The organism is Sporosarcina sp. Y1011 (assembly GCF_057669885.1).
Window position 1 is genome coordinate 200,320 of sequence record NZ_JBYHFP010000006.1, and the last position, 19,822, is coordinate 220,141.

A 19,822-nucleotide genomic window follows, 5' to 3' on the forward strand; every position below is an offset into this window, starting at 1 on the left:
TGGAAAGGCGGGTTATAAAGTGAGTGGAATTGAATGGAACCACATTTTTGACTTGCCACTTGCTATTGAATCATTTCCGTATATTTTACAAGGCGTTGGTTTCACGATACTCATCTCTTTTGGAGGGATGGCATTCGGATTAGTTCTGGGTTTAATCCTGGCGCTTGGTAGGACGTCTAAACTGCTATTATTCAGGTGGCCATCTCGAATCTATATTTCCTATATGCGGGGAACACCCATGCTGGTATTTCTATTTTTGTTATATTTCGGATTGCCGAATATAGGCATTCAATTTACTGCCGTTACAGCTGCGTTAATAGGCTTTAGTCTTCATTCATCCGCCTATATGGCCGAAATAATTCGGTCATCGCTTAACTCAGTCGATAAAGGTCAATGGGAAGCTTCTACTGCCTTGGGTTTGTCATATATGCAATCAATGTATTCCGTTATCATACCTCAAGCGACTCGCATAGCCATTCCGCCATTGTCGAACGTTATGCTAGATTTAATCAAAGCATCATCGTTAGCGGCGATGATTACAGTACCTGATTTGTTTCAGCGTGCAAAAATCGTCGGGGGAAGAGAATTCGATTATATGACAGTTTATATTTTGGTTGGCCTTATCTATTGGGGTATTTGTTTGCTAGTCGAAATATGGCAAAGCCAACTTGAGAAACGTTCAAATTACGTTTAATATGTTTTCATCATCTGTCATTTCAGTAAGAGCGCATGATATAATGGAATCAAAAACATAGTTGAGGAGCATGCGATATGTTGAAGGATTTCTTTATCGGGTTATCTCAAAATCAGTTATTGAATAGTGCTGCTAAAAAATACGGATTGAAACTTGGTGCGCAAAACGTAGTGGCAGGAACAAATGTAGAAGAAACAATCCAAAGCATTAAAGAGTTAAACTCTTATGGTATTTCTTGTACTGTAGATAATCTGGGTGAGTTTGTTTATGCAAAAGAAGAAGCATTAGCTGCAAAAAAACAAATACTTGAAGTAATTGAAGCAATCCATCAACATGGAGTCGATGCCCATATTTCATTGAAACCTTCTCAACTAGGTTTGGATATAGATCTTGATTTTTGTTTGGAAAATCTAAAAGAGATTGTTTCCAAGGCAAAGAACTACGATATCTTCATAAACTTCGATATGGAAGATCATGCTCGTTTGCAACCATCGTTTGATCTACTTGATGAATTATCGAGGACATATGATAATATAGGAACAGTCATTCAAGCCTACTTCTTTCGTGCAGTAGGAGATATTCAAAAGTATAAGAATTTCCGCTTGCGAATAGTAAAAGGTGCATACAAAGAGTCTGAACAATATGCTTATCAAAATAAAGATGAAATTGATGAAAACTATATTAAGTTAATTGAATGGCATTTGCTAAATGGTAAATTTACTTCGATTGCAACACACGATCACAACGTCATTAATCATGTAAAACAATTTGTTAAGGATAATAATATTTTGTATGATAAATTTGAATTCCAAATGTTATACGGATTCAGAAAAGACATGCAATTAAAATTGGCCAGTGAAGGGTATAATTTCTGCACGTACGTACCCTTCGGAGATGATTGGTACGGCTATTTCATGCGTCGTCTTGCTGAAAGGCCGCAAAATATGAATCTTATTGTCAAACAAGTATTTAACAAAAAAACAAATACAGTGCTTGGTTTAGCAGTCGGAGCTTTTGCAATCGAAAGATTTACCAGGAAAAAATAACAGTAAAATAAAAAGGTGTAAAATGAGATGCTTCTCATTATACACCTTTTTCAATTTAGCCCACTGTAATAATGACTACGAAGTAAATGACCATCGAAATCAACCCGATTGGAACACCAAAACGTGCCCATTCAATACTTTTAATATTCAACTTTCCCGCAGCGATAATATTTGGAATGTTTCCTGGTATTAACATTCCTCCGCTTATAAGCAGGCCTAGTAAAAGGGCCTTAATTGTCGAATCATTCATCTCAGGACTGATTTCTGCGGCTGCTAATGTGGCATTGTCGAGTACTGCTGAAATCATATTAATCCAATAAAGAATCAAAGGATTCATGTCGAGTAAATACTTTTCGATAAATGGTTCAAAGCCAGCTCCGAGCAATGTTAAAGCCATTACAAACAAATAGACTTTAAATCCCCGAATAATTATTTCGATGTATGATTCCGTAACAGGAATTGTTTTATATCTGTTTAACTTTTTTGAAGGCTTGATCATAACTGCAGCTAGTATGCCAAAAGCAATAACTCCAGGAATGATATCGGGTCCGATTAGGCGAAGCAAATAGAAAAAGTCCTCATCTAATTTACTAGTGGCAATGGTTGAAAGGGGTTCGCCAATAGGCGTCAAGACAGCACCGAGTCCGATTGAGTAACAAGCAATTATTACTAAACGTATTTCAGATTTCCTATCAAGTCGTAACACACCGACAATTGCAACCAATACAATTGCAGCAACAATTGCAGTAATTACACTTGATAGTATTCCTAGAACGATAACATTGAGTGCTATAAATAAGCGGAAAGGAATTGCTTTGCTCAAGATCTGTACTCCTTTGTGAAAAGGAGTTCGAAGCCACCGAAACAATAGCCCGGCGATTATAACCGCTAATGTAATATTTATCGGATCCTCCAACGCTTTTAATATGAGATAGGAGTCAAGTACCTGGCTAACCAGAACTGCGAAAATACCCATGATAAATAAAAAGAATTCTAAATTCCTTTCAACTATTTTCATTGTAAAGGGCAAAAATAAAACCAGTATTAAAATTATAGTCAAGCCAAGTAGCATGATATACCTCCATTATTCAATTTAATAAGAGTCCATTAGTTATCTTATTATAAAAAGTAAAGGAAAATACCAATGAAAAAGCTTGAACCACAACTTGAAAATGAGTAAAAAAACAGGCAGCCCCTATTACTAGCGGAGCTACCTGTTTTAATGATATTTCTATTTAACGTACGCCTTTCATAAAACGCTGGATAACTGGAGAAACTGCGAAGAGTAGAATACTAAATAGTATTGCTGTCCCGCCGATGATTCCAAAATACATTAATTCTGTTTCAGGTTTGTATAATTTTACAAGTTGTGCGTTTAATGCTTGTGCAGCTGCGTTTGAAAGAAACCATAGACTCATTGTCTGCGCAGAGAACGCTGCAGGAGCCAGTTTTGTGGTTGCAGATAAACCTACGGGTGATAAACACAATTCTCCTAGGACGACGATGAAGATGCTTAAAATGAGCCACAGTGGACTTACAAGTGCATCTGTACCTCCCAAATAGCCAGGCACTAAAATAACGATGAAAGACAATCCGGCAAATAGTAGTCCAAGGGAGAACTTCTGCGGAATAGTAGGTTGCCGATCACCAAGTTTCATCCAAATCCATGCAAAGAATGGTGCCAGAGTGATTATGAATAACGGATTAAATGATTGGAAAAAGGCTGGTGAAATCTGATAGCCAAAGATATTAAGATTTGTCCGTGTATCCGCATATAATGCAAGTATTGTTGATCCTTGCTCAGCAATTGCCCAGAATATAACTGAAGCCACGAAGAGTGGAATAAACGCAATAATACGTGAGCGTTCATCATCATTCGTTTTCGAACTTCTATACATTACAACGAAATAGGCTGTGGGGATCAAGAAGCCGAGAATCCCTACAATTGCAATGAATGAGTCAAATGTAAGCCAACCACGGGGAATGGCGATGGCAACTAGAATTGCAATTGCAATAGCGCTAATCGCAAAAATTGAGAATACTTTTTTCTTCTCGCTCGCTTCCAATGGATTTGCCACTTGCGTACCAGCAAGTCCAAGACTTTTCTTTTTCGTAAGTATGAATATCAACAGTCCAATGAACATCCCGACTGCCGCAACACCGAAACCAAGATGGAAACTTGTCTTCATTAATTCTCCGACAATCAGTGGAGAGATGAAGGCACCCATGTTTATACCCATATAGAAGATACTGAATCCCGCGTCTCGACGGTTATCATTTTCCGGGTAGATGTCCCCAACAACACTAGATACGTTAGGTTTTAATAGACCAGTACCAATTACAATGAGTACCATTGAAACGAAGAATAATGTAATGTTACCAGGAATTGCAAGCGCGATATGGCCAAGCATGATGAAAATTCCACCATAAAAAATCGCTTTAGATGTACCGAAAATCCTGTCAGCTAACCAACCACCGATTATCCCTGACATGTACACAAGGGAACCGTAAATGGACATAATAGACAATGCAACTGTTTTGTCTAGTCCGAGGCCGCCGCTTGATATTTCGTAATACATATAAAACACAAGGATTGCTCTCATACCGTAATAAGAGAATCGTTCCCAAAACTCTGTGAAGAATAATGTGAACAAACCTTTTGGGTGCCCAAAGAAACCTTTTTGCGGGACACTCTCCACGATTTGTTTTTTTGATATATGTGACATAATAATGCCTCCTTCATATTCTACTATAATACAATCAAACGTTTTCAATTGTCAAAAATAGTTTTTAGAAATACTGTGTTTTTGAATAACGTTGTAATTAAAACATTTCAATATTATTAGAATCATCTTAATGGATCAAATAGATATTCACTAAAAATATTTATACTATATTAATATATTTAAATTATTTATAATTCATGTTAACAAACTTTTGTTCATATAGTTAAAGGAATACAAAAACTGAATCAAACCATTGGGAAACTTGAAGCTATATGACTATCTACAACTCATTTTGTAGCTCTTGTGTCGGAACACTACTCAGGTAAAGTGGAATGATGATGCTTCTCTTAGAAGTATTATATTAAAGTCGCTCTTTTACATTGTGAAACTTACAATTTCGCAATCTGTTATTTCGATAGGGACGAATGTTCGTTCCATACATAACGATAGTCACTCTACAACCATTTCCGTTAACCTCCACTTAACTCCGCACTGAAATTTGTGTAGTCATTTACCTTTAAAAAGAAATTAATTGGTTATCGACTAACTAGTACAGGAGGAGAAACGTTGGAAATCTATGATGTTGTTTTAATTCCACTTATCATCGGAATAGTGGAGTTGTTGAAAATGTACGGTATGCCAAAAAAATTATTACCGGTAACAGCTATTCTCTTCGGAATTGTAGGCGGAGTTGTATATATATACCCTCATGATATCAAGGCAGCAATACTCATTGGGTTAATGATGGGGCTTTCTGCGAGTGGGCTGTACTCAGGTAGTAAAACTGTGGTTAAAAGACAATGAAAATAAAATATCTCTAAGAATAAATTTACTTAAGGGATTTATGGTTACATCGGATAATTCTGGCGTAAAAAGTAAAAATATAAAACTTACCTGTGCATTCTGGCAAACAGGTAAGTTTTTTGTGTTTTATTAAACTAATAGTTTTGCATTGAAATTTCATTTCTGAATATATTTAGACATAAACCGCTAACGGAAATAAGAATATTTAGTGATGACGGAAAATTCTAAATGGTATATACTAAATAAAAATGATGGGGTGAAATGGATGAATGTACCACTACTATTACCGCAATTTCTTGACCGTGCAGTTTCACTATATGGAGAAAAGGAAGCGGTATATTGCGAAGGACGTAAGTATACTTATTATCAACTGAATGAGAGAGTCAATCAGCTTTCACATGGGCTACGTGAATTAGGGATATGTAAAGGTGATAAAGTTGCATATTTAGCGGGGAATTCACTTGAAATGCTAGAGGGATTTTATGGCGTGTTTCAACTTGGAGCAGTCATGGTTCCTTTGAATATTAGATTAAAACCGGAAGACTATGCCTTTATTCTGAACCATAGTGAATCAAAAGTGCTTTTGGTCGATCAAGACCTCTATGAATTAATTAGACCAGTAATAGACAAGTTTGAAACAATCAAGCATATTATTGTTCATTATAAAGATTCTGATACTAGTGAAACGAGCTATGATGAATGGTTATCCTCTTTTTCAACCGAGCCATTTAACCGGACTGAACTTGATGAAAATGATGTCTGCAGTTTACTGTATACGAGCGGTACCACTGGAAATCCAAAAGGCGTCATGTTGACACATCGTAACAATTACCTACATGCACTTAGTACAATGCACCATTTAAGGGTTACTGACTCGGATGTTTATCTACATGTGCTCCCAATGTTTCATGTGAATGGTTGGGGATCACCATTTTATTACACCGCAAATGGAGCTACACATATTTGCTCAAGAAAATCCACTCCAGAGTCCATTTTTAATGCGCTTAAAGAACACAAAGTATCTATTTTACACATGGCTCCCACTGTATTGAACGCATTATTGCTATACCATGATCAGCATCATCCAGTAATCGAACAAGATATTCGTGTTGTCATTGCAGGATCTGCACCGCCTCCCGCTTTCATCAATCGTGTCGAGGAAGAGTTGGGTTGGGAATTCATCCAAGTATATGGCATGACAGAAACATCACCACTCAGCCTGATTTCAACAATTCGCTCGCATTTAACTGGACTATCAAGAGCACAACAAATTGAATTAAAAGCAAAAGCTGGTTATTCAATGATTGGAAGCGATGTAAAGATTCAAGATGAACAAGGGGACGAGGTTGCACATGACGGCAAACAAGTTGGGGAAGTGGCGGTGCGTAGCCATGGCGTCATGAAAGGTTATTGGAAAAATGATCAAGCTACGGAAGAGGTGCTACAAAACGGGCGGCTATTGACGGGCGACATGGGGACCATTGACGAAAATGGATACATCAACATAGTGGACCGCAAAAAAGATGTTATTATCAGCGGTGGGGAGAATATATCTTCAATTGAAGTCGAAGGAGTCCTTTATGGACATCCGGCAATTCTCGAGGCTGCGGTTATAGCGGTACCGCATGAGAAGTGGGGGGAAACGCCACACGCCTTTATTGTATTACGTGAAAATATGACTTCGAACGAACAGGAGATTATCGCATTTTGCAAAGAAAGATTAGCTCATTTCAAAGCCGTAACTGGGATTACTTTTGTAGATGAACTACCGAAAACAGCCTCCGGGAAAATACTGAAAGTTCAAATTCGTGATGCTTATTGGGAAGAAAAAGGAATAAAAGGGCGCCTTGTAAATTAAAATGAAAAAGCTTGTAAGTACAATGAGTTATGTACTTACAAGCTTTTTCAATTTCCCTTCTCATAACGAGTAATGAGGATCCGAAGAACAGCAATGTAGTTCCGAGAACATAGAGAACGCTAAAAAATGATATTTTTCACCGTTAATTTCATATAACATTCCCATATCGATTTGGAATGATTGTTTGATTTCAGCAGGAGCATTTGAATGATTACCACATTCTTTCTCAAGAAACGTATTGATGGAATTGTACCGCTTCATGGAATTAGTGGAAATTAATCTCACGTAACATGCATTTTTCAGATGATAAGATGCATTTAATAGTACAATACACTTTTAAAAAGCTATGTTAATCGGCTATGATAGAATAAGGTAGTCATAAGAAATGGAAGTGTAATCATGAGCCAATTAATTATTGAAAACCTCACAAAGACAGTTGGGGAAAAAACTTTGTTTAAAAATATAGCCTTTACGGTTGCGAGTGGAGAAAAAGTGGGTTTGCTTGGCATCAATGGGACAGGTAAGTCAACTTTACTGTCAATCATTGCAGGAGTCGAAGAAGCCGATTCGATTTCGACCGATCATCCGAATAGATACCGAATTGTATATTTACCTCAAGAACCTGAAGTCGACCCAGAACTTACTGTGATGGAAACAGTGTTCAAGAGTGACGCACCGATTATCAAGGTTAACTTAGAGTATGAGCATGCACTTCAAGCACTTTCTGCAAATCCTGAATCTACACTGAATCAGGACCAATACTCGAAATATCAAAATGAGATGGACGATTTATCCGGTTGGGATATAAATTCAAAAGCCCGTACAATTTTGTCGAAACTAGGCATTGAAACGTTCGATAAGAAGATGAGTGAACTTTCGGGTGGACAAATAAAGAGGGTAACACTTGCAAAAGTTCTAATTGAGCCTGCAGATCTCTTACTTCTCGATGAACCGACAAACCATTTAGATGTAAACTCCATCATGTGGCTGTCAGATTACTTGAAAAATGAACAAGGCGCTGTTATCTTTGTTACCCATGACCGCTACTTCTTGGACGAGTTATCAACTGGCATCTATGAACTTGCTGATAAAACGTTATATTCTCATACAGGTAATTACGGAAATTATCTTGAGTCGAAAGCAATTCGTGCGGAGATGGCAGCATCGACAGATGATAAGCTTCGCAATCAGTACCGATCTGAATTGAAGTGGATTAGAAGAGGTGCGAAAGCAAGATCGACAAAGCAAAAAGCACGGATTGGGCGCTTTGATGAACTAGCGGAAAAGGTTAAAAAAGAAGACACCAGCGGAGAAATGGACGTCGCGCTTAAGTCGACGCGACTAGGCAAGAAAGTGATTGAAGCGGTAGGCATCTCGAAGTCTTTCGGTGGAAGAAAAGTCATTGATGATTTCTCGTGCATTCTTCAATCGGGTGACCGTATCGCGGTTGTCGGACCTAATGGGGCAGGGAAAACGACGTTATTGAATATGTTTTCCGGCGAAAGTGAACCTGACAGCGGAATCATCGATAAAGGAACAACAGTGAAAATTGCTCACTTCCAACAACACACGCCAATAATGGATGAAAATAAAAGGATTATTGAATATATTCGCGATACATCGAATGATATCGAAGATGCAGATGGTGTTCGCATTTCAGCATCTCAAATGTTGGAACGGTTTTTATTTCCTACACAAGCACATGGGACGCCTATCGGTAAATTATCAGGCGGTGAGCGAAAAAGGCTATATTTATTGAAATTATTAATGGAACAACCAAACGTCATGCTGTTAGATGAACCTACAAACGATCTCGACCTTGAAACCCTTTCTGTATTGGAATCTTTCATCGATACATTCCCGGGTGTTGTTATCACTATCTCACATGACCGTTTCTTCTTAGATCGTACATCAAAAAAATTATGGGTAATGGATGGATCAGGGGATGTCGACACCTGGTTTGGTATTTATTCTGATTTCCTAGAAACGTATGTACCAAAAGAAGTAGTGGTACACGAACCAATCGTTAAAATAGAAGAGCCGATTCAACAGGAACTAAAAAGGAAGATATCGTACGCTGAAAAGAAAGAATATGAAACAATTGAGTCGGACATCGAGAAAGTTGAGAAATTAATCGAATCCACGGAAGCAGAAATGGCGTCCACTGGGTCTGATTACGATAAATTAAGAGATTTAACGTCATCACTTGAAGAATTGAACGGTAAATATGAAAGTCTTATTGAACGCTGGTCGTTCTTACAAGAATTGAATAAGTCCTAACGAAAGGGGCAAATGAACTTGAAAATAGTAACGATTGAACCGACACCAAGTCCGAACTCAATGAAAATCATTCTCGACGCTGAGCTGCCAAAAATGATAAGTCATAACTATAAAAAAGAGGATATGGGGTCTGCACCGCACCCGATTTCAGCTTTATTGAACATTCATGGCATAAAAGGAATTTACCATGTCATGAACTTTATGGCGATTGAACGCATAGGGAACGTTGCATGGGAAACGATACTTGCTAGTGTCCAAGCCGTTTTCAATGAAGAGCAGAGTGAAGAAACGGAAATTGAAGTGGAGATCGACGATAGTTTTGGCGAAGTATACGTACATGTTCAAACCTACAAAGATATTCCGCTACAAGTAAAAGTTTTTGATAGCGAATCAGAAGAACGTTTCGGTCTAAGTGACCGTTTTGTACAAGCAATGGAGAAGGTTCATGGGCGTGAAGTGGAAAATTATATTTTATTGCGTAAATGGGCAGATTATGGAATTCGTTACGGAGAAAAAGCTGAAATCGGTGAAACGGTGATTCAGGAAATAGAGGCGGCTTATCCGGAAGAACGATTACTTGAGATTGCCCGTCAGGCGAATGAAGGACAAAGTGAAGGTGTCCAGCGCGGTAGAAAAATTTCACTGGAGGACTTCTCAGTTGACCAATGGGAGAATAGATTTCAACTACTGGATCAAATACCTGATCCAGACATGTCGGATGCAGCACTTCTGGAGCGGGCACTGGACGATGAAAAGATGTCAATTAGACGCCTCGCAACGGTTTACCTTGGTATGATTGAAGACGTCGCAGTTATTCCTTATATTGAAAAAGCACTTAAAGACAGAAGTTGGGCGGTGCGTAGGACGGCGGGAGACTGCATGAGTGACCTTGGTTTCGAGGGGTTCGAACAGGCGGCAATTGAAATATTGAATGATAAGAATAAACTGGTTCGCTGGCGTGCAGCTATGTTTTTATATGAAACAGGAACTGAAGCGGCGTTGCCTGCTTTGAAAAAGGCTGAAAACGATCCGGAGTTCGAAGTTAAGCTTCAAATTCGTATGGCAATTGCCCGAATTGCTGAAGGCGAAGATGCTAAGGGGTCTGTTTGGAAACAAATGACAGAGGCGCGAACAGGCTCAAAATAGTAATATAACGAGTGCAAATATTTAGATGTTAAACGTTAGTGGATGTGAGAACTTACATTTCGCTAACGTTTTTTCTAAATAACAATAACACAAGTGTCTGTTAAGAGATGCTAGAGCCTTGACGTGAAATCTCTATCTTGCGTCTTATCCACAGTACGTGGTTTTATAGTTTCCATTGATATGAAAAATGGGAGGAAGATGAATGAAACTGTTGAAAATCCTTATCCTCCTACTATTAATTATTGGCGGAGTAGGATATGGAATCTATCATTTCGGAACCAATATCGCATCGGACAAAGTAATGAACGTTGTAACTACTGAATTAGAAAACAGTGGACAATTAAACGAAATCAAACAAATGGTGGCTGAGGACCCTGAATTAATGCGTATCATTGAAGAAGGTGCAAATGTTGATAATTATAATCTTCCTTTCACAACAAAAGAGCAAGCAACAAGAGTTTTAATCAAAAAAGTCGGGTTCAGTGAACTCCAATCTATTCACTCTAAAGCTCAAAGTGGAATGTCGAACGAGGAAATACAGGAACTATTAGTGGATTTAGAAGGAAAGCTCACAGAGGAAGAAATTTTGGCATTAAAAGTTATCGCTTATAAAGAATTCTTAGAATAATGCTTATCTCAAACATAAAAGTAGGATGATTTGAAACAAAATCATCCTACTTTTATGTTTGGTGTTTTGGTGATATAGTAGAACACTTGTGATTCTTCAATAGGTTATCATCACATACATATGCAATTTTTTTAATCAGAGAAAGGTCGTTATTGAACGTGGGACCACTTAAAGGAAATAAACGAATACGATTTGCATTACTTCTGGGAACATTAGCAGCATTGGGACCGTTAACAATTGATATGTATCTACCTTCATTTCCAACAATTGTAAGTGCTTTTGGCACTACGGCTACCTATGTACAGGTCAGTTTAACTGCTTGCCTTCTAGGTATAGGGTTAGGTCAACTTATTATCGGCCCAATGAGTGATGTCCATGGACGGAAAAAGCCGTTGCTGATGGCACTTATTGCTTATTTTGTCGCATCAATTTTATGTGTGATTTCTCCAAATATCGGCTTTTTCATTGCAGCGCGTTTCTTGCAGGGCTTTGCTGCTGCCGCGGGTATTGTTATCTCAAGGGCTGTTGTTCGAGATTTATACAGCGGACGGGAATTGACGAAGTTTTTTGCTTTGCTCATGCTTATTAATAACTTGGCACCAATCCTCGCACCTGTTCTTGGAGGAGGCATCCTAGCGTTTACTGAGTGGACTGGTATATTTGCAGTCTTGAGCGCAATCGGATTTTTGTTGTTTGTCATTGTCCTATGGAGAATGGATGAAACTTTGCCTGAACAAATGCGCATGCCAAGTAATCTCTCTCATACGATAAAAAACTTTCTGTCACTGTTAAAAGATAGACAGTTTATGGGGTATGCACTTGCACAAGGTTTCATTATGGCTGGCATTTTTGCTTATGTCGCTGGGACACCGTTTGTTTATCAAAATATATACGGAGTTTCTCCGCAGACATTCAGCATATTATTCGGTATGAATGGATTTGGACTTATCATCGGGGCTCAGGTAGTAGGACGCTTAACGGGTGTTGTATCTGAAAAACGATTTTTGGAATCGGGTTTGTTCCTTTCTATTACTTCAGGTACATTGCTGCTGATTGCCGTGTTATTGAATGGACCACTTATTACAATCGTTATTCCTATCTTTTTTTTCGTCGCTTCGATTGGGATCATTTCGACATCATCCTTCTCACTCGCGATGGAAAAGCAAGGGCATATTGCAGGTAGTGCATCTGCTTTACTTGGATTACTACCATTCATTTTAGGTGCAATCACGGCGCCACTTGTTGGAATAGCAGGAGAAGAGACAGCAATTCCGATGGGAATCATTATCTTCGCATCAAGTTTAATTGCAGGCCTCGCGTATTTTAGACTATCAAGAGTCAAAGTCTAACGAAACTAACAGAAAAACAGCCGCCCACTCAATTGAGAGTAGGTGGCTGTTTTTCAGAGATTGTAAACACAGTTTTATGGAGCTGGAGCAGTATTTAATGGTGGTGTTAGAATTAATGAAGATGTGTCTTGGCTAAGTGTTAAACGTTGATATTTTCGCGTTTATTGTGTGGGCAAGCTTCAATTTTGAAATGACCCATTCTTGACTACATATCCGACAACAACCGCCGAGCAATTTGCTCATACTCATCTCTGCCGATACCGGGTGCAAACTCTTCAGGGATACCCTCAAAATCAGGAATTTCATAGCCTTTTGGCATGCCTTCTTTTACAAATAGCTTTTCACCACTACTTGGATTGGTCCCTTTCCAAATCTGGCGTATGTCCTTGTATTCTCCAGTATCATTCCAAGTAAATAATACATTACCGTATCCTAGATTTTCATATTTTCTTGCAGTATCAAAGACACGATTATCTAAATTAGGTATTGGTAGCATCTTTGTCAAGTCAGTACCAGTGGCCATTTCTAACGCTTTTGCATAGGCGAGTATATGTGTACCTCCCCGAACGAGCAAATAACCAATCATTTCTCTTGCTGTTGGATGGTCTGTCATTTCATATACACGCATTTTATGCGTTCTTGCCCCGCATTCAAGAAAGAAGTTATGCAATAGGTCAAGTACTAAATTCCCACTGGAAAACACATAATCTCCGCGCCATGGATTGCCCATTGAGTCTCCAGGCATTGAAGTTTGTGCATTTGCTATGAAGGCATACGTATTCCGCTTATCTTTAGCGTTTTGTAAAGGTGTTAAGTTTGGGTCTGCTGTAAAAGATGTACCTTGATTCACTATATTTATCGTGTTAGAAACGAGTTCAACATGACCGAACTCCTCTGCAGTAATACTCGCAACTAAATCATAGAAAGGCCTGAGCTTTCCTTTCTGCCTGAAATTAAATGATTGGTACATATAGTTATTAAGCGTTGACATTTCTCCAAACTTTCCGCCCAACAGTTCCTGAACCGCAGAAGCTGCGTTAGCATCCCCGTATTCTGGGATAGGTAGATCAATCGGTAATTGATTTACACGTTTGATCAATTGATTCACTCCCCTCATTTGAGCCTTTTAAATTCATGTAAGTGTAACCCAGACAATTTCTTGCAGTCTAACGTAAAATGGCGTGTCGCTCACGTTAATTACAACATGATCAGGCATGACTGTTATTAATAAACCTTGTATCGGATTTTTCGTTGTTTGAATAACGATATTTTTTGACCTGAAACTTAGTAAGGATTGATAAAAGTAAGGGTCGAATACACTTACCATTTTAACTTCCGATTGTTGTCCATTCATACTTATCCCACCTCTCTTCAGATTCGACCTAGTATATGGGCGAAGGCGGAACTTTATGATTATGAGGTACTGCATGGATCTTGATTAGTAAATTTAAAATAGAAAGTAGCAAAAAATACTTGGTGTAAAATTGTTAAAAGGCGACTGCTCTTTTCGAATGGATGCCAGTATGTATCGATGGCCGGGAAGGAAGTAACAGCACAAGCTCGATTGAGAAGGTGGCTATTTTATGCGTTCGTAATAACTAAAAGAAATCATAGAATCTAACATATAAAGTGAAGAACCGTGAAAATTTATGAAAGACAAGGTAGAATAGAACTCGTGGAACTTGATTTACAAAGCGATTTTGAACACATATGAAAAGGGGCGAAAACATGAATGCTTACGATGAGTACATGAAAGGTATCGTTAAACCGATGCGTGAAGAGCTTGTAGGGACTGGATTTACGGAATTAACGACGTCTGAGGATGTCGAAAGTACTATGAAAACACTCGAGGGGACTGCACTGGTAGTGATCAACTCGGTTTGTGGATGTGCCGCAGGTTTGGCACGCCCAGCTGTCAGAGAAGCATTAAAAGGAGCCGAATATAAACCAGATCACTTGTTGACTGTATTTGCTGGACAGGATAAAGAGGCGACTGAAATGATGCGAGATTATTTCCCAGAAGTACCGCCGAGTTCACCTTCGATTGCCCTTTGGAAAGATGGAGCATTAGCTTATTTTATACCAAGAGAACAAATCGAAAATTTCGAAATGGAACAAATTAAAGACCATCTATCAGAAGTACTCGACCAAGTTTGTAAATAATGGGTACAGTCATTACGACTGCCGGCAGACCAAATGATAAATCGATACAACTTGCATTAGAAGCTTCTAGAGCTCTCGGTTATCCGATTGTCGAACGAAATAAACAGTCTATTCACGGGATGCAGAAAACTAGTGGCGCGGATGTGCTTGTAGCAGGCAAGAATCGCTATGAGTTATATCGGATTGGAATGGAAGACCCATTTTACTTTCATCCCAATTCGGCCGCGTTCAGATTGAAACGGCTTGCGAACGGGGAAAAGGATCCATTAATTGAGACAGCTCAATTGCGTAAAGGAGATTCATTTCTCGATTGTACACTTGGTCTTGGATCAGACAGCATTACCGCATCTTTCATAACAGGAGAAAACGGCAAAGTGTTAGGGATTGAAGCTGATCCTTCTATTGCATTTATAACCGGTCGGGGACTTCGTTCATTTCCTTCCCATTCTGAACAACTTACTTTGGCCATGCTAAGAATAGAAGTTATTCAGTCGGAGGCAATTGATTATTTAAGCAAGCTATCCGATTCTTCCTGGGATATTGTCTATATAGATCCGATGTTTCATACACCTATTGTCGAATCATCCAACTTCACACCACTGCGTCAAGCTGGTGTACATAGATCGCTTACAGATGAATGGATAGAACAGGCACAACGTGTATGTAAACGGCGTGTTGTTGTAAAAGATCGTTTTGATTCACCCGTATTCGAAAGATTTCATATGGAACAAGTAATAAGACCGAATACGAAATTCCATTTTGCTTATATCCAAAAGTGAAGAAATTAAAAACGCCGTCATCCAAAAGAAGTGGACGACGGCGTTTATCGCTATTAATGTGTGAAATTCAATGAGCTTAGGTATAGGAGCAATGCGAGCATCCCTAGGCCGATAAACAATTGTACATCCATTAATGAGTACCTCCTTCAAGAAAACGAACATTTATCTACGTTATTATTGTACAATGAAAGTGAGAAAGAAGAAACCTTTTCAATAGCTTTTCGTCAAAATAGAATATTAAAATATACTAAATTGCGGGTGAGATACTATGAAAAAGTGGTTCCAGAAAACGCTCATTGTTGCCGTAGCACTTTTGACATTTGGTGCAATTCCACCAAATCATGAAATTTGGACTAGCTTGCAAGACAAAGGTCATTCAAAAATTTCGGATAGACCCTTACAGAGTACAGATTATTCGATTGGATTAGCCAATTCTTTAGATGAAGAAAATCTGATGGGGAGTTCCGATTCCTTAGAAGAACTATTTATCACTTCTGCAAAAAGACTATCCTATATGAAATTCGGTACAAAAGTTGGGCCTGTAATTGCCGATGATTTTGATAATATCATTTTCCCAAAAATTGAAGAAGCCATTCAGATGACACTTGAAAAATCCGATAATCTTCATAAACGGCGTTTAGCTATCAGTGAAAAGCCTGCCGGAGATTATTCGGAGAAAATATTTAATGTATATGATTTGGATGATAGGAAAGATCTTATTCGTTTTCATGTACGAACTGAGAAAAGGCCTCAAGACGGCTACTTCTATAACTTTCATTATCATATCGCCGAAGATGAATTTATAGCTCATTACTCAATTGGCGACATATATTGGGCAAAAGACACACCTCCAAAGTGGTTATCTTAATAACCACGCTGGGGGTGTGTTTTTATTTAATTTTTGGATGCCATACCTAAAGGGGGTATGAGCGGAAAAGTCATTAATTAGCGACTCTAAACACTCATAAATAACCATTAGCGAAATTTGATATGGACAATCTTCTCAGGGTTCTGATTACACTGGGGAGGTTAGATTATGGTTAAGAAAAGAAAGTCGTCATTCTAATAAAAAAATAGGTGTATCTAGGCCTTAGCCAATTCGTATTAACTTTTGCCAAGTCCATATATGAGGTATTAGTCAAAGTGGACGTAATGGAAGAAAATCCATTCCGAGGTGTGAGTAAAATCAAAGATGGGAAGAAGCGAATCGAAGTACTATCAAAAGTTGAACTAAAAGAACTGATGAAGACTTTTGATAAAACTAGGTACGTTGGATTCCGAGACTATGTTGTCGTTAATGTCATGCTTGATACTTTCGGACGCTTAAATGAAATTTAAAGAAAAACGATGTTGATTTACGAAAATGGCTAAGTAACCTTTACGGTAACTAAAAATGGTTCATATAAAATTGTCCCCATTTCTAAAAGAGTAATAAATATTAAAAGAACTCAATTATGAAACTGCGGAATACAAATCCATACTACGATGATTTACAGCCATATGAACCAAAATGCACTTAAAAATCAAAATGAACAGTTCAGTCCATTACAAGGGATTGATGATAGGGGTTTAATTCATCTAGGATTACCCCGCCTAGAAACAACTCAAGGGTGATCCAAAGGTGTTTAGTTTATCAGTTTTTTGGAGTATTAGATATTCCGATTACTAAAACCATTTTTACACTATCCAGAACTCTTTGGTAGTAGACAGCTCAATATCTACTATCGCTGATGAATCGAGGGAAGTAGTAAAGTCATTTTTATAGAATAGATTCGTTATTCACTAAGGCCAGTAAATAGGTGGGCATAAGGGCGCGTAAATCGTTTGCGCTCCTCCTGATGCTCATACTTATGAGTGTAATGTTACTTATAATAGGATTACGAGAATATAAAAGAACTCAGGGTTTATGGAGTAACAGGTTCGGTTGATGGGAAGAAAACAATTGTGTAATGCAAAATACAACAATAAAAAACACAGTGTTCGGGGACGCAATTCGCATATGAATTGGTGTCCCTGTTTTTATTGTTGCACCAACATTTAGATACTTTATATTGATGAATTGGTACCACAATTGGCACAGGAATTAGCAGCATCGCATAAATTTATGTGCCTTTGTTAATTCCGTTGTTGAAACACTTGCTAATTGGATATTGGAAAGAAAAATATAGAAGGAAGATGAGAAATCTACGCTAAAATAGATTAAAGATTGTGAAATAATGTTCTTCAACTAACGGAGCAGTTTAACACAATAGTATAATTGGTTTTTCATGGTAAGATAAGCAATAAAAAGATAAAAGGGGATTATCATGGAAAGAACTTTAGTGAAAACTGCTATATATTCATTTATTATCTCTTTCTCACTATTGTTAGTCTCAATACCAAGAGAAAGATATACAACAGATTTAGATGGAATGAGTTCATTCGAGCAAACACCTTATTCAGAGTTTTTTTTTATGATTTTAAAATACTCAATAATTATTACATTCATTATGGGTATATTTGTATTTTAGTACAAAAGATATAAAAGTTAGAGGATATGAAATGAATGACAGTTTATTTCTTATTGTGCTAACGGGTAGCGTTAGTTGAATATGCCTAATGGGGAATGAGGGAAGGACGGAGGGACAGGCACCTCGGTCCACTCTTGATATTGAGTAGCGGGTCGTGGTGCCTGTCCTTATGTCCCAGATTTATTTAGGGGAAAGTAAAACATATTACAGATGATGTGAGAGAAGGGGAATAAATGAAAAATGTGATTATAAAAATAACATTATTGTTTATTACAGTAACAATGCTAATGATTCCTGTAATGGGAAATGGAGTAGTAAAGGCACAAGAAATAAATGATTTAACTGAGACGGAAGAAAAGCAAATAGAAAAAGTCATAACGGAAAATATGAGTAAGGGAAAGATCCCAGGATTATCTATAACGATAGTGAAAGATGATAAAACTGTTTATCAAAAAGGGTTTGGATATTCAAATCTAGATGAAGAAAAACCAGTCACTTCCCAGTCTTTATTTGAATTAGCATCTAATAGTAAAGCTTTTACTGCATTAGCTATTTTAAGTTTAGTAGAAAGTGGACAAATAGAGCTTAACGATAACGTAACTACGTATATACCTTGGCTAAAAGTAAAGTATAAAGGAAAAGAAATACCAATAACGATTGAGCAAACGCTACATCAAACAACTGGAATCCCCGCCTCTACTATAAATATGATTCCCGTTTCTAATGAAGATAGTGCGCTGGAAGAAACAGTCAGAACCTTAATTGGAATAGAACTAGATAGTGAACCAGGTAAGATGTTTCAATATGCGACAATAAATTATGATGTCCTAGGATTAATTATTGAACAGGTAACAGGTGAGACATACGAATACTATATGGAAGAAACTATTTTAAAACCAATGGAATTAAATAATACGTACCTATTCCGAAATGAAGAAATAAACAATCAAATGACCAATGGATATAAAATGGGGTTTTTAAAACCACAACGATATGAAGCACCGATATATAGGGGAAACAAACCAGCAGGATATATTATATCTAGCGGGGAGGATATGGCAAAATGGCTTAAAATTCAAATGGGTACGATGAATGAAGTTGATTTTGATAAAGAAATCATTAAAAAGACTCATAAGGCTGATCATGCTGTTGATGCAGTAGGTAATGAAGTATTCTATGCTGGCGGCTGGTTCCTTGAACCAAATGAACAGGTCACTCATGACGGAATGAATCCAAACTATTCAACTTATGTAACATTCAGTAACAAAGAAAAAATTGGAGTTGCTGTATTAGGTAATTTAAGTTCAATTCAAGTTCAAAATATAGGGGTAGAAATTAATGAAATATTACAGGGAGATATTGTTAGTAATGACATAGAAGATTCAAACCAATATATAGATATGTTGGCACTTGGTATCATACTTATTTTAAGCATCTTAGTGCTAGTTGTTTTAATTTTTATCATAAGGATTTTAATAAAGATATATAGAAAACAATTATATTTTAAATTTAATGGTATAAAAAGCATTCTTAAACTGACTTTGTCTTTATTATTTATGTTGGGGTTAAGTTATTTTATCTATTTAATACCAAGCCTTTTACTAAATGGTTATTCATGGGAAACAGTGTTTGTTTGGAGCCCTAATAGTGTTCAGGTGGCATTGTATTCAATGTATATTATTGTTTGGCTTATCTATATATTCTTTATACTGAAAATCCATTTTAAAAAGGAATAAACATGGTCACAAAAAAAGATTCTACATAAAACTAGCATGTTTATGAAGGGGCATCTTTTATTTATGCACTTCGTTATCCATATTATTCGTTGCAGTTAAAGGC

The 19,822-nt window shown here is 37.5% G+C and carries 18 protein-coding genes; 14 read left to right on the plus strand and 4 right to left on the minus strand.

Translation table 11 applies throughout. The features are described 5' to 3' along the window. Positions 1–19 precede the first annotated feature (19 nt). A complete protein-coding gene (locus AC25Y5_RS10175; RefSeq protein WP_488140173.1) occupies positions 20–694 on the plus strand; it encodes an amino acid ABC transporter permease in 675 nt (224 codons plus the stop codon). Between the two features lie 77 nt (positions 695–771). After that, complete coding sequence (locus AC25Y5_RS10180; RefSeq protein ID WP_488140174.1) at positions 772–1,740, plus strand: proline dehydrogenase family protein; 969 nt, start codon at positions 772–774, stop codon at positions 1,738–1,740. Between the two features lie 55 nt (positions 1,741–1,795). Here the strand turns inward: AC25Y5_RS10180 and AC25Y5_RS10185 are convergent, their stop codons facing one another. Next, on the minus strand, positions 1,796–2,812 hold the full coding sequence (locus tag AC25Y5_RS10185) for a DUF1646 family protein (RefSeq protein ID WP_488140175.1): 1,017 nt from the start codon (positions 2,810–2,812) through the stop codon (positions 1,796–1,798). 163 nt (positions 2,813–2,975) lie between these two features. Continuing rightward, positions 2,976–4,466, minus strand: a complete 1,491-nt coding sequence (locus AC25Y5_RS10190) for a peptide MFS transporter (RefSeq protein WP_488140176.1) — start codon at positions 4,464–4,466, stop codon at positions 2,976–2,978. A gap of 567 nt (positions 4,467–5,033) precedes the next feature. Here AC25Y5_RS10190 and AC25Y5_RS10195 point away from each other — a divergent pair. From AC25Y5_RS10195 to AC25Y5_RS10220, 6 genes are all read left to right on the plus strand, one after another. Then, positions 5,034–5,270 carry a hypothetical protein gene (locus AC25Y5_RS10195; RefSeq protein ID WP_482100641.1) on the plus strand — a complete coding sequence of 79 codons (237 nt, stop codon included), beginning with the start codon at positions 5,034–5,036 and terminating at the stop codon, positions 5,268–5,270. Between the two features lie 265 nt (positions 5,271–5,535). Continuing rightward, positions 5,536–7,128, plus strand: a complete 1,593-nt coding sequence (locus AC25Y5_RS10200) for a long-chain-fatty-acid--CoA ligase (protein ID WP_488140177.1) — start codon at positions 5,536–5,538, stop codon at positions 7,126–7,128. A 399-nt stretch (positions 7,129–7,527) separates the two neighbouring features. Further along, a complete protein-coding gene (locus AC25Y5_RS10205; RefSeq protein ID WP_488140178.1) occupies positions 7,528–9,408 on the plus strand; it encodes an ABC-F family ATP-binding cassette domain-containing protein in 1,881 nt (626 codons plus the stop codon). Positions 9,409–9,426: 18 nt separating this feature from the next. Continuing rightward, a complete protein-coding gene (locus AC25Y5_RS10210; protein WP_488140179.1) occupies positions 9,427–10,554 on the plus strand; it encodes a virulence factor in 1,128 nt (375 codons plus the stop codon). A gap of 202 nt (positions 10,555–10,756) precedes the next feature. After that, positions 10,757–11,182 carry a hypothetical protein gene (locus AC25Y5_RS10215; RefSeq protein ID WP_488140180.1) on the plus strand — a complete coding sequence of 142 codons (426 nt, stop codon included), beginning with the start codon at positions 10,757–10,759 and terminating at the stop codon, positions 11,180–11,182. Between the two features lie 158 nt (positions 11,183–11,340). After that, positions 11,341–12,531: a Bcr/CflA family multidrug efflux MFS transporter gene (locus AC25Y5_RS10220; protein ID WP_482100636.1), complete on the plus strand. Its 1,191-nt coding sequence runs from the start codon at positions 11,341–11,343 to the stop codon at positions 12,529–12,531. Positions 12,532–12,736: 205 nt separating this feature from the next. Here AC25Y5_RS10220 and AC25Y5_RS10225 read toward each other — a convergent pair whose 3' ends face one another. Both AC25Y5_RS10225 and AC25Y5_RS10230 read right to left on the minus strand, forming a co-directional pair. Then, complete coding sequence (locus AC25Y5_RS10225) at positions 12,737–13,630, minus strand: manganese catalase family protein (protein WP_488140181.1); 894 nt, start codon at positions 13,628–13,630, stop codon at positions 12,737–12,739. 33 nt (positions 13,631–13,663) lie between these two features. Further along, positions 13,664–13,885, minus strand: coding sequence for a YuzF family protein (locus tag AC25Y5_RS10230; RefSeq protein ID WP_488140182.1), 222 nt, complete (start codon positions 13,883–13,885; stop codon positions 13,664–13,666). A 374-nt stretch (positions 13,886–14,259) separates the two neighbouring features. On the opposite strand from AC25Y5_RS10230, the gene AC25Y5_RS10235 reads away from it, so the two are divergent. From AC25Y5_RS10235 to AC25Y5_RS10260, 6 genes are all read left to right on the plus strand, one after another. Further along, complete coding sequence (locus tag AC25Y5_RS10235; protein ID WP_488140183.1) at positions 14,260–14,694, plus strand: BrxA/BrxB family bacilliredoxin; 435 nt, start codon at positions 14,260–14,262, stop codon at positions 14,692–14,694. Further along, positions 14,694–15,473, plus strand: coding sequence for a class I SAM-dependent methyltransferase (locus AC25Y5_RS10240; RefSeq protein WP_488140184.1), 780 nt, complete (start codon positions 14,694–14,696; stop codon positions 15,471–15,473). The genes AC25Y5_RS10235 and AC25Y5_RS10240 overlap by 1 nt, the downstream gene beginning before the upstream one ends. Positions 15,474–15,741: 268 nt before the next feature. After that, on the plus strand, positions 15,742–16,341 hold the full coding sequence (locus tag AC25Y5_RS10245) for a YpjP family protein (protein WP_488140185.1): 600 nt from the start codon (positions 15,742–15,744) through the stop codon (positions 16,339–16,341). A gap of 275 nt (positions 16,342–16,616) precedes the next feature. Next, complete coding sequence (locus AC25Y5_RS10250) at positions 16,617–16,811, plus strand: hypothetical protein (RefSeq protein ID WP_488140186.1); 195 nt, start codon at positions 16,617–16,619, stop codon at positions 16,809–16,811. A 500-nt stretch (positions 16,812–17,311) separates the two neighbouring features. After that, a complete protein-coding gene (locus AC25Y5_RS10255; protein WP_488140217.1) occupies positions 17,312–17,401 on the plus strand; it encodes a DUF3953 domain-containing protein in 90 nt (29 codons plus the stop codon). Between the two features lie 815 nt (positions 17,402–18,216). Further along, entirely contained in the window at positions 18,217–19,719 is a 1,503-nt protein-coding gene (locus tag AC25Y5_RS10260; protein ID WP_488140187.1) for a serine hydrolase domain-containing protein, read from the plus strand. The last annotated feature ends 103 nt before the right edge of the window (positions 19,720–19,822 follow it).

Excerpts from the sequence above, each read along its gene's own strand:
- AC25Y5_RS10180 (WP_488140174.1), top strand. The coding sequence starts at position 772 with ATGTTGAAGGATTTCTTTATCGGGTTATCTCAAAATCAGTTATTGAAT.
- AC25Y5_RS10185 (WP_488140175.1), bottom strand. The coding sequence starts at position 2,812 with ATGCTACTTGGCTTGACTATAATTTTAATACTGGTTTTATTTTTGCCC.
- AC25Y5_RS10190 (WP_488140176.1), bottom strand. The coding sequence starts at position 4,466 with ATGTCACATATATCAAAAAAACAAATCGTGGAGAGTGTCCCGCAAAAA.
- AC25Y5_RS10200 (WP_488140177.1), top strand. The coding sequence starts at position 5,536 with ATGAATGTACCACTACTATTACCGCAATTTCTTGACCGTGCAGTTTCA.
- AC25Y5_RS10205 (WP_488140178.1), top strand. The coding sequence starts at position 7,528 with ATGAGCCAATTAATTATTGAAAACCTCACAAAGACAGTTGGGGAAAAA.
- AC25Y5_RS10215 (WP_488140180.1), top strand. The coding sequence starts at position 10,757 with ATGAAACTGTTGAAAATCCTTATCCTCCTACTATTAATTATTGGCGGA.
- AC25Y5_RS10230 (WP_488140182.1), bottom strand. The coding sequence starts at position 13,885 with ATGAATGGACAACAATCGGAAGTTAAAATGGTAAGTGTATTCGACCCT.
- AC25Y5_RS10235 (WP_488140183.1), top strand. The coding sequence starts at position 14,260 with ATGAATGCTTACGATGAGTACATGAAAGGTATCGTTAAACCGATGCGT.
- AC25Y5_RS10240 (WP_488140184.1), top strand. The coding sequence starts at position 14,694 with ATGGGTACAGTCATTACGACTGCCGGCAGACCAAATGATAAATCGATA.
- AC25Y5_RS10245 (WP_488140185.1), top strand. The coding sequence starts at position 15,742 with ATGAAAAAGTGGTTCCAGAAAACGCTCATTGTTGCCGTAGCACTTTTG.
- AC25Y5_RS10255 (WP_488140217.1), top strand. The coding sequence starts at position 17,312 with ATGCTCATACTTATGAGTGTAATGTTACTTATAATAGGATTACGAGAA.
- AC25Y5_RS10260 (WP_488140187.1), top strand. The coding sequence starts at position 18,217 with ATGAAAAATGTGATTATAAAAATAACATTATTGTTTATTACAGTAACA.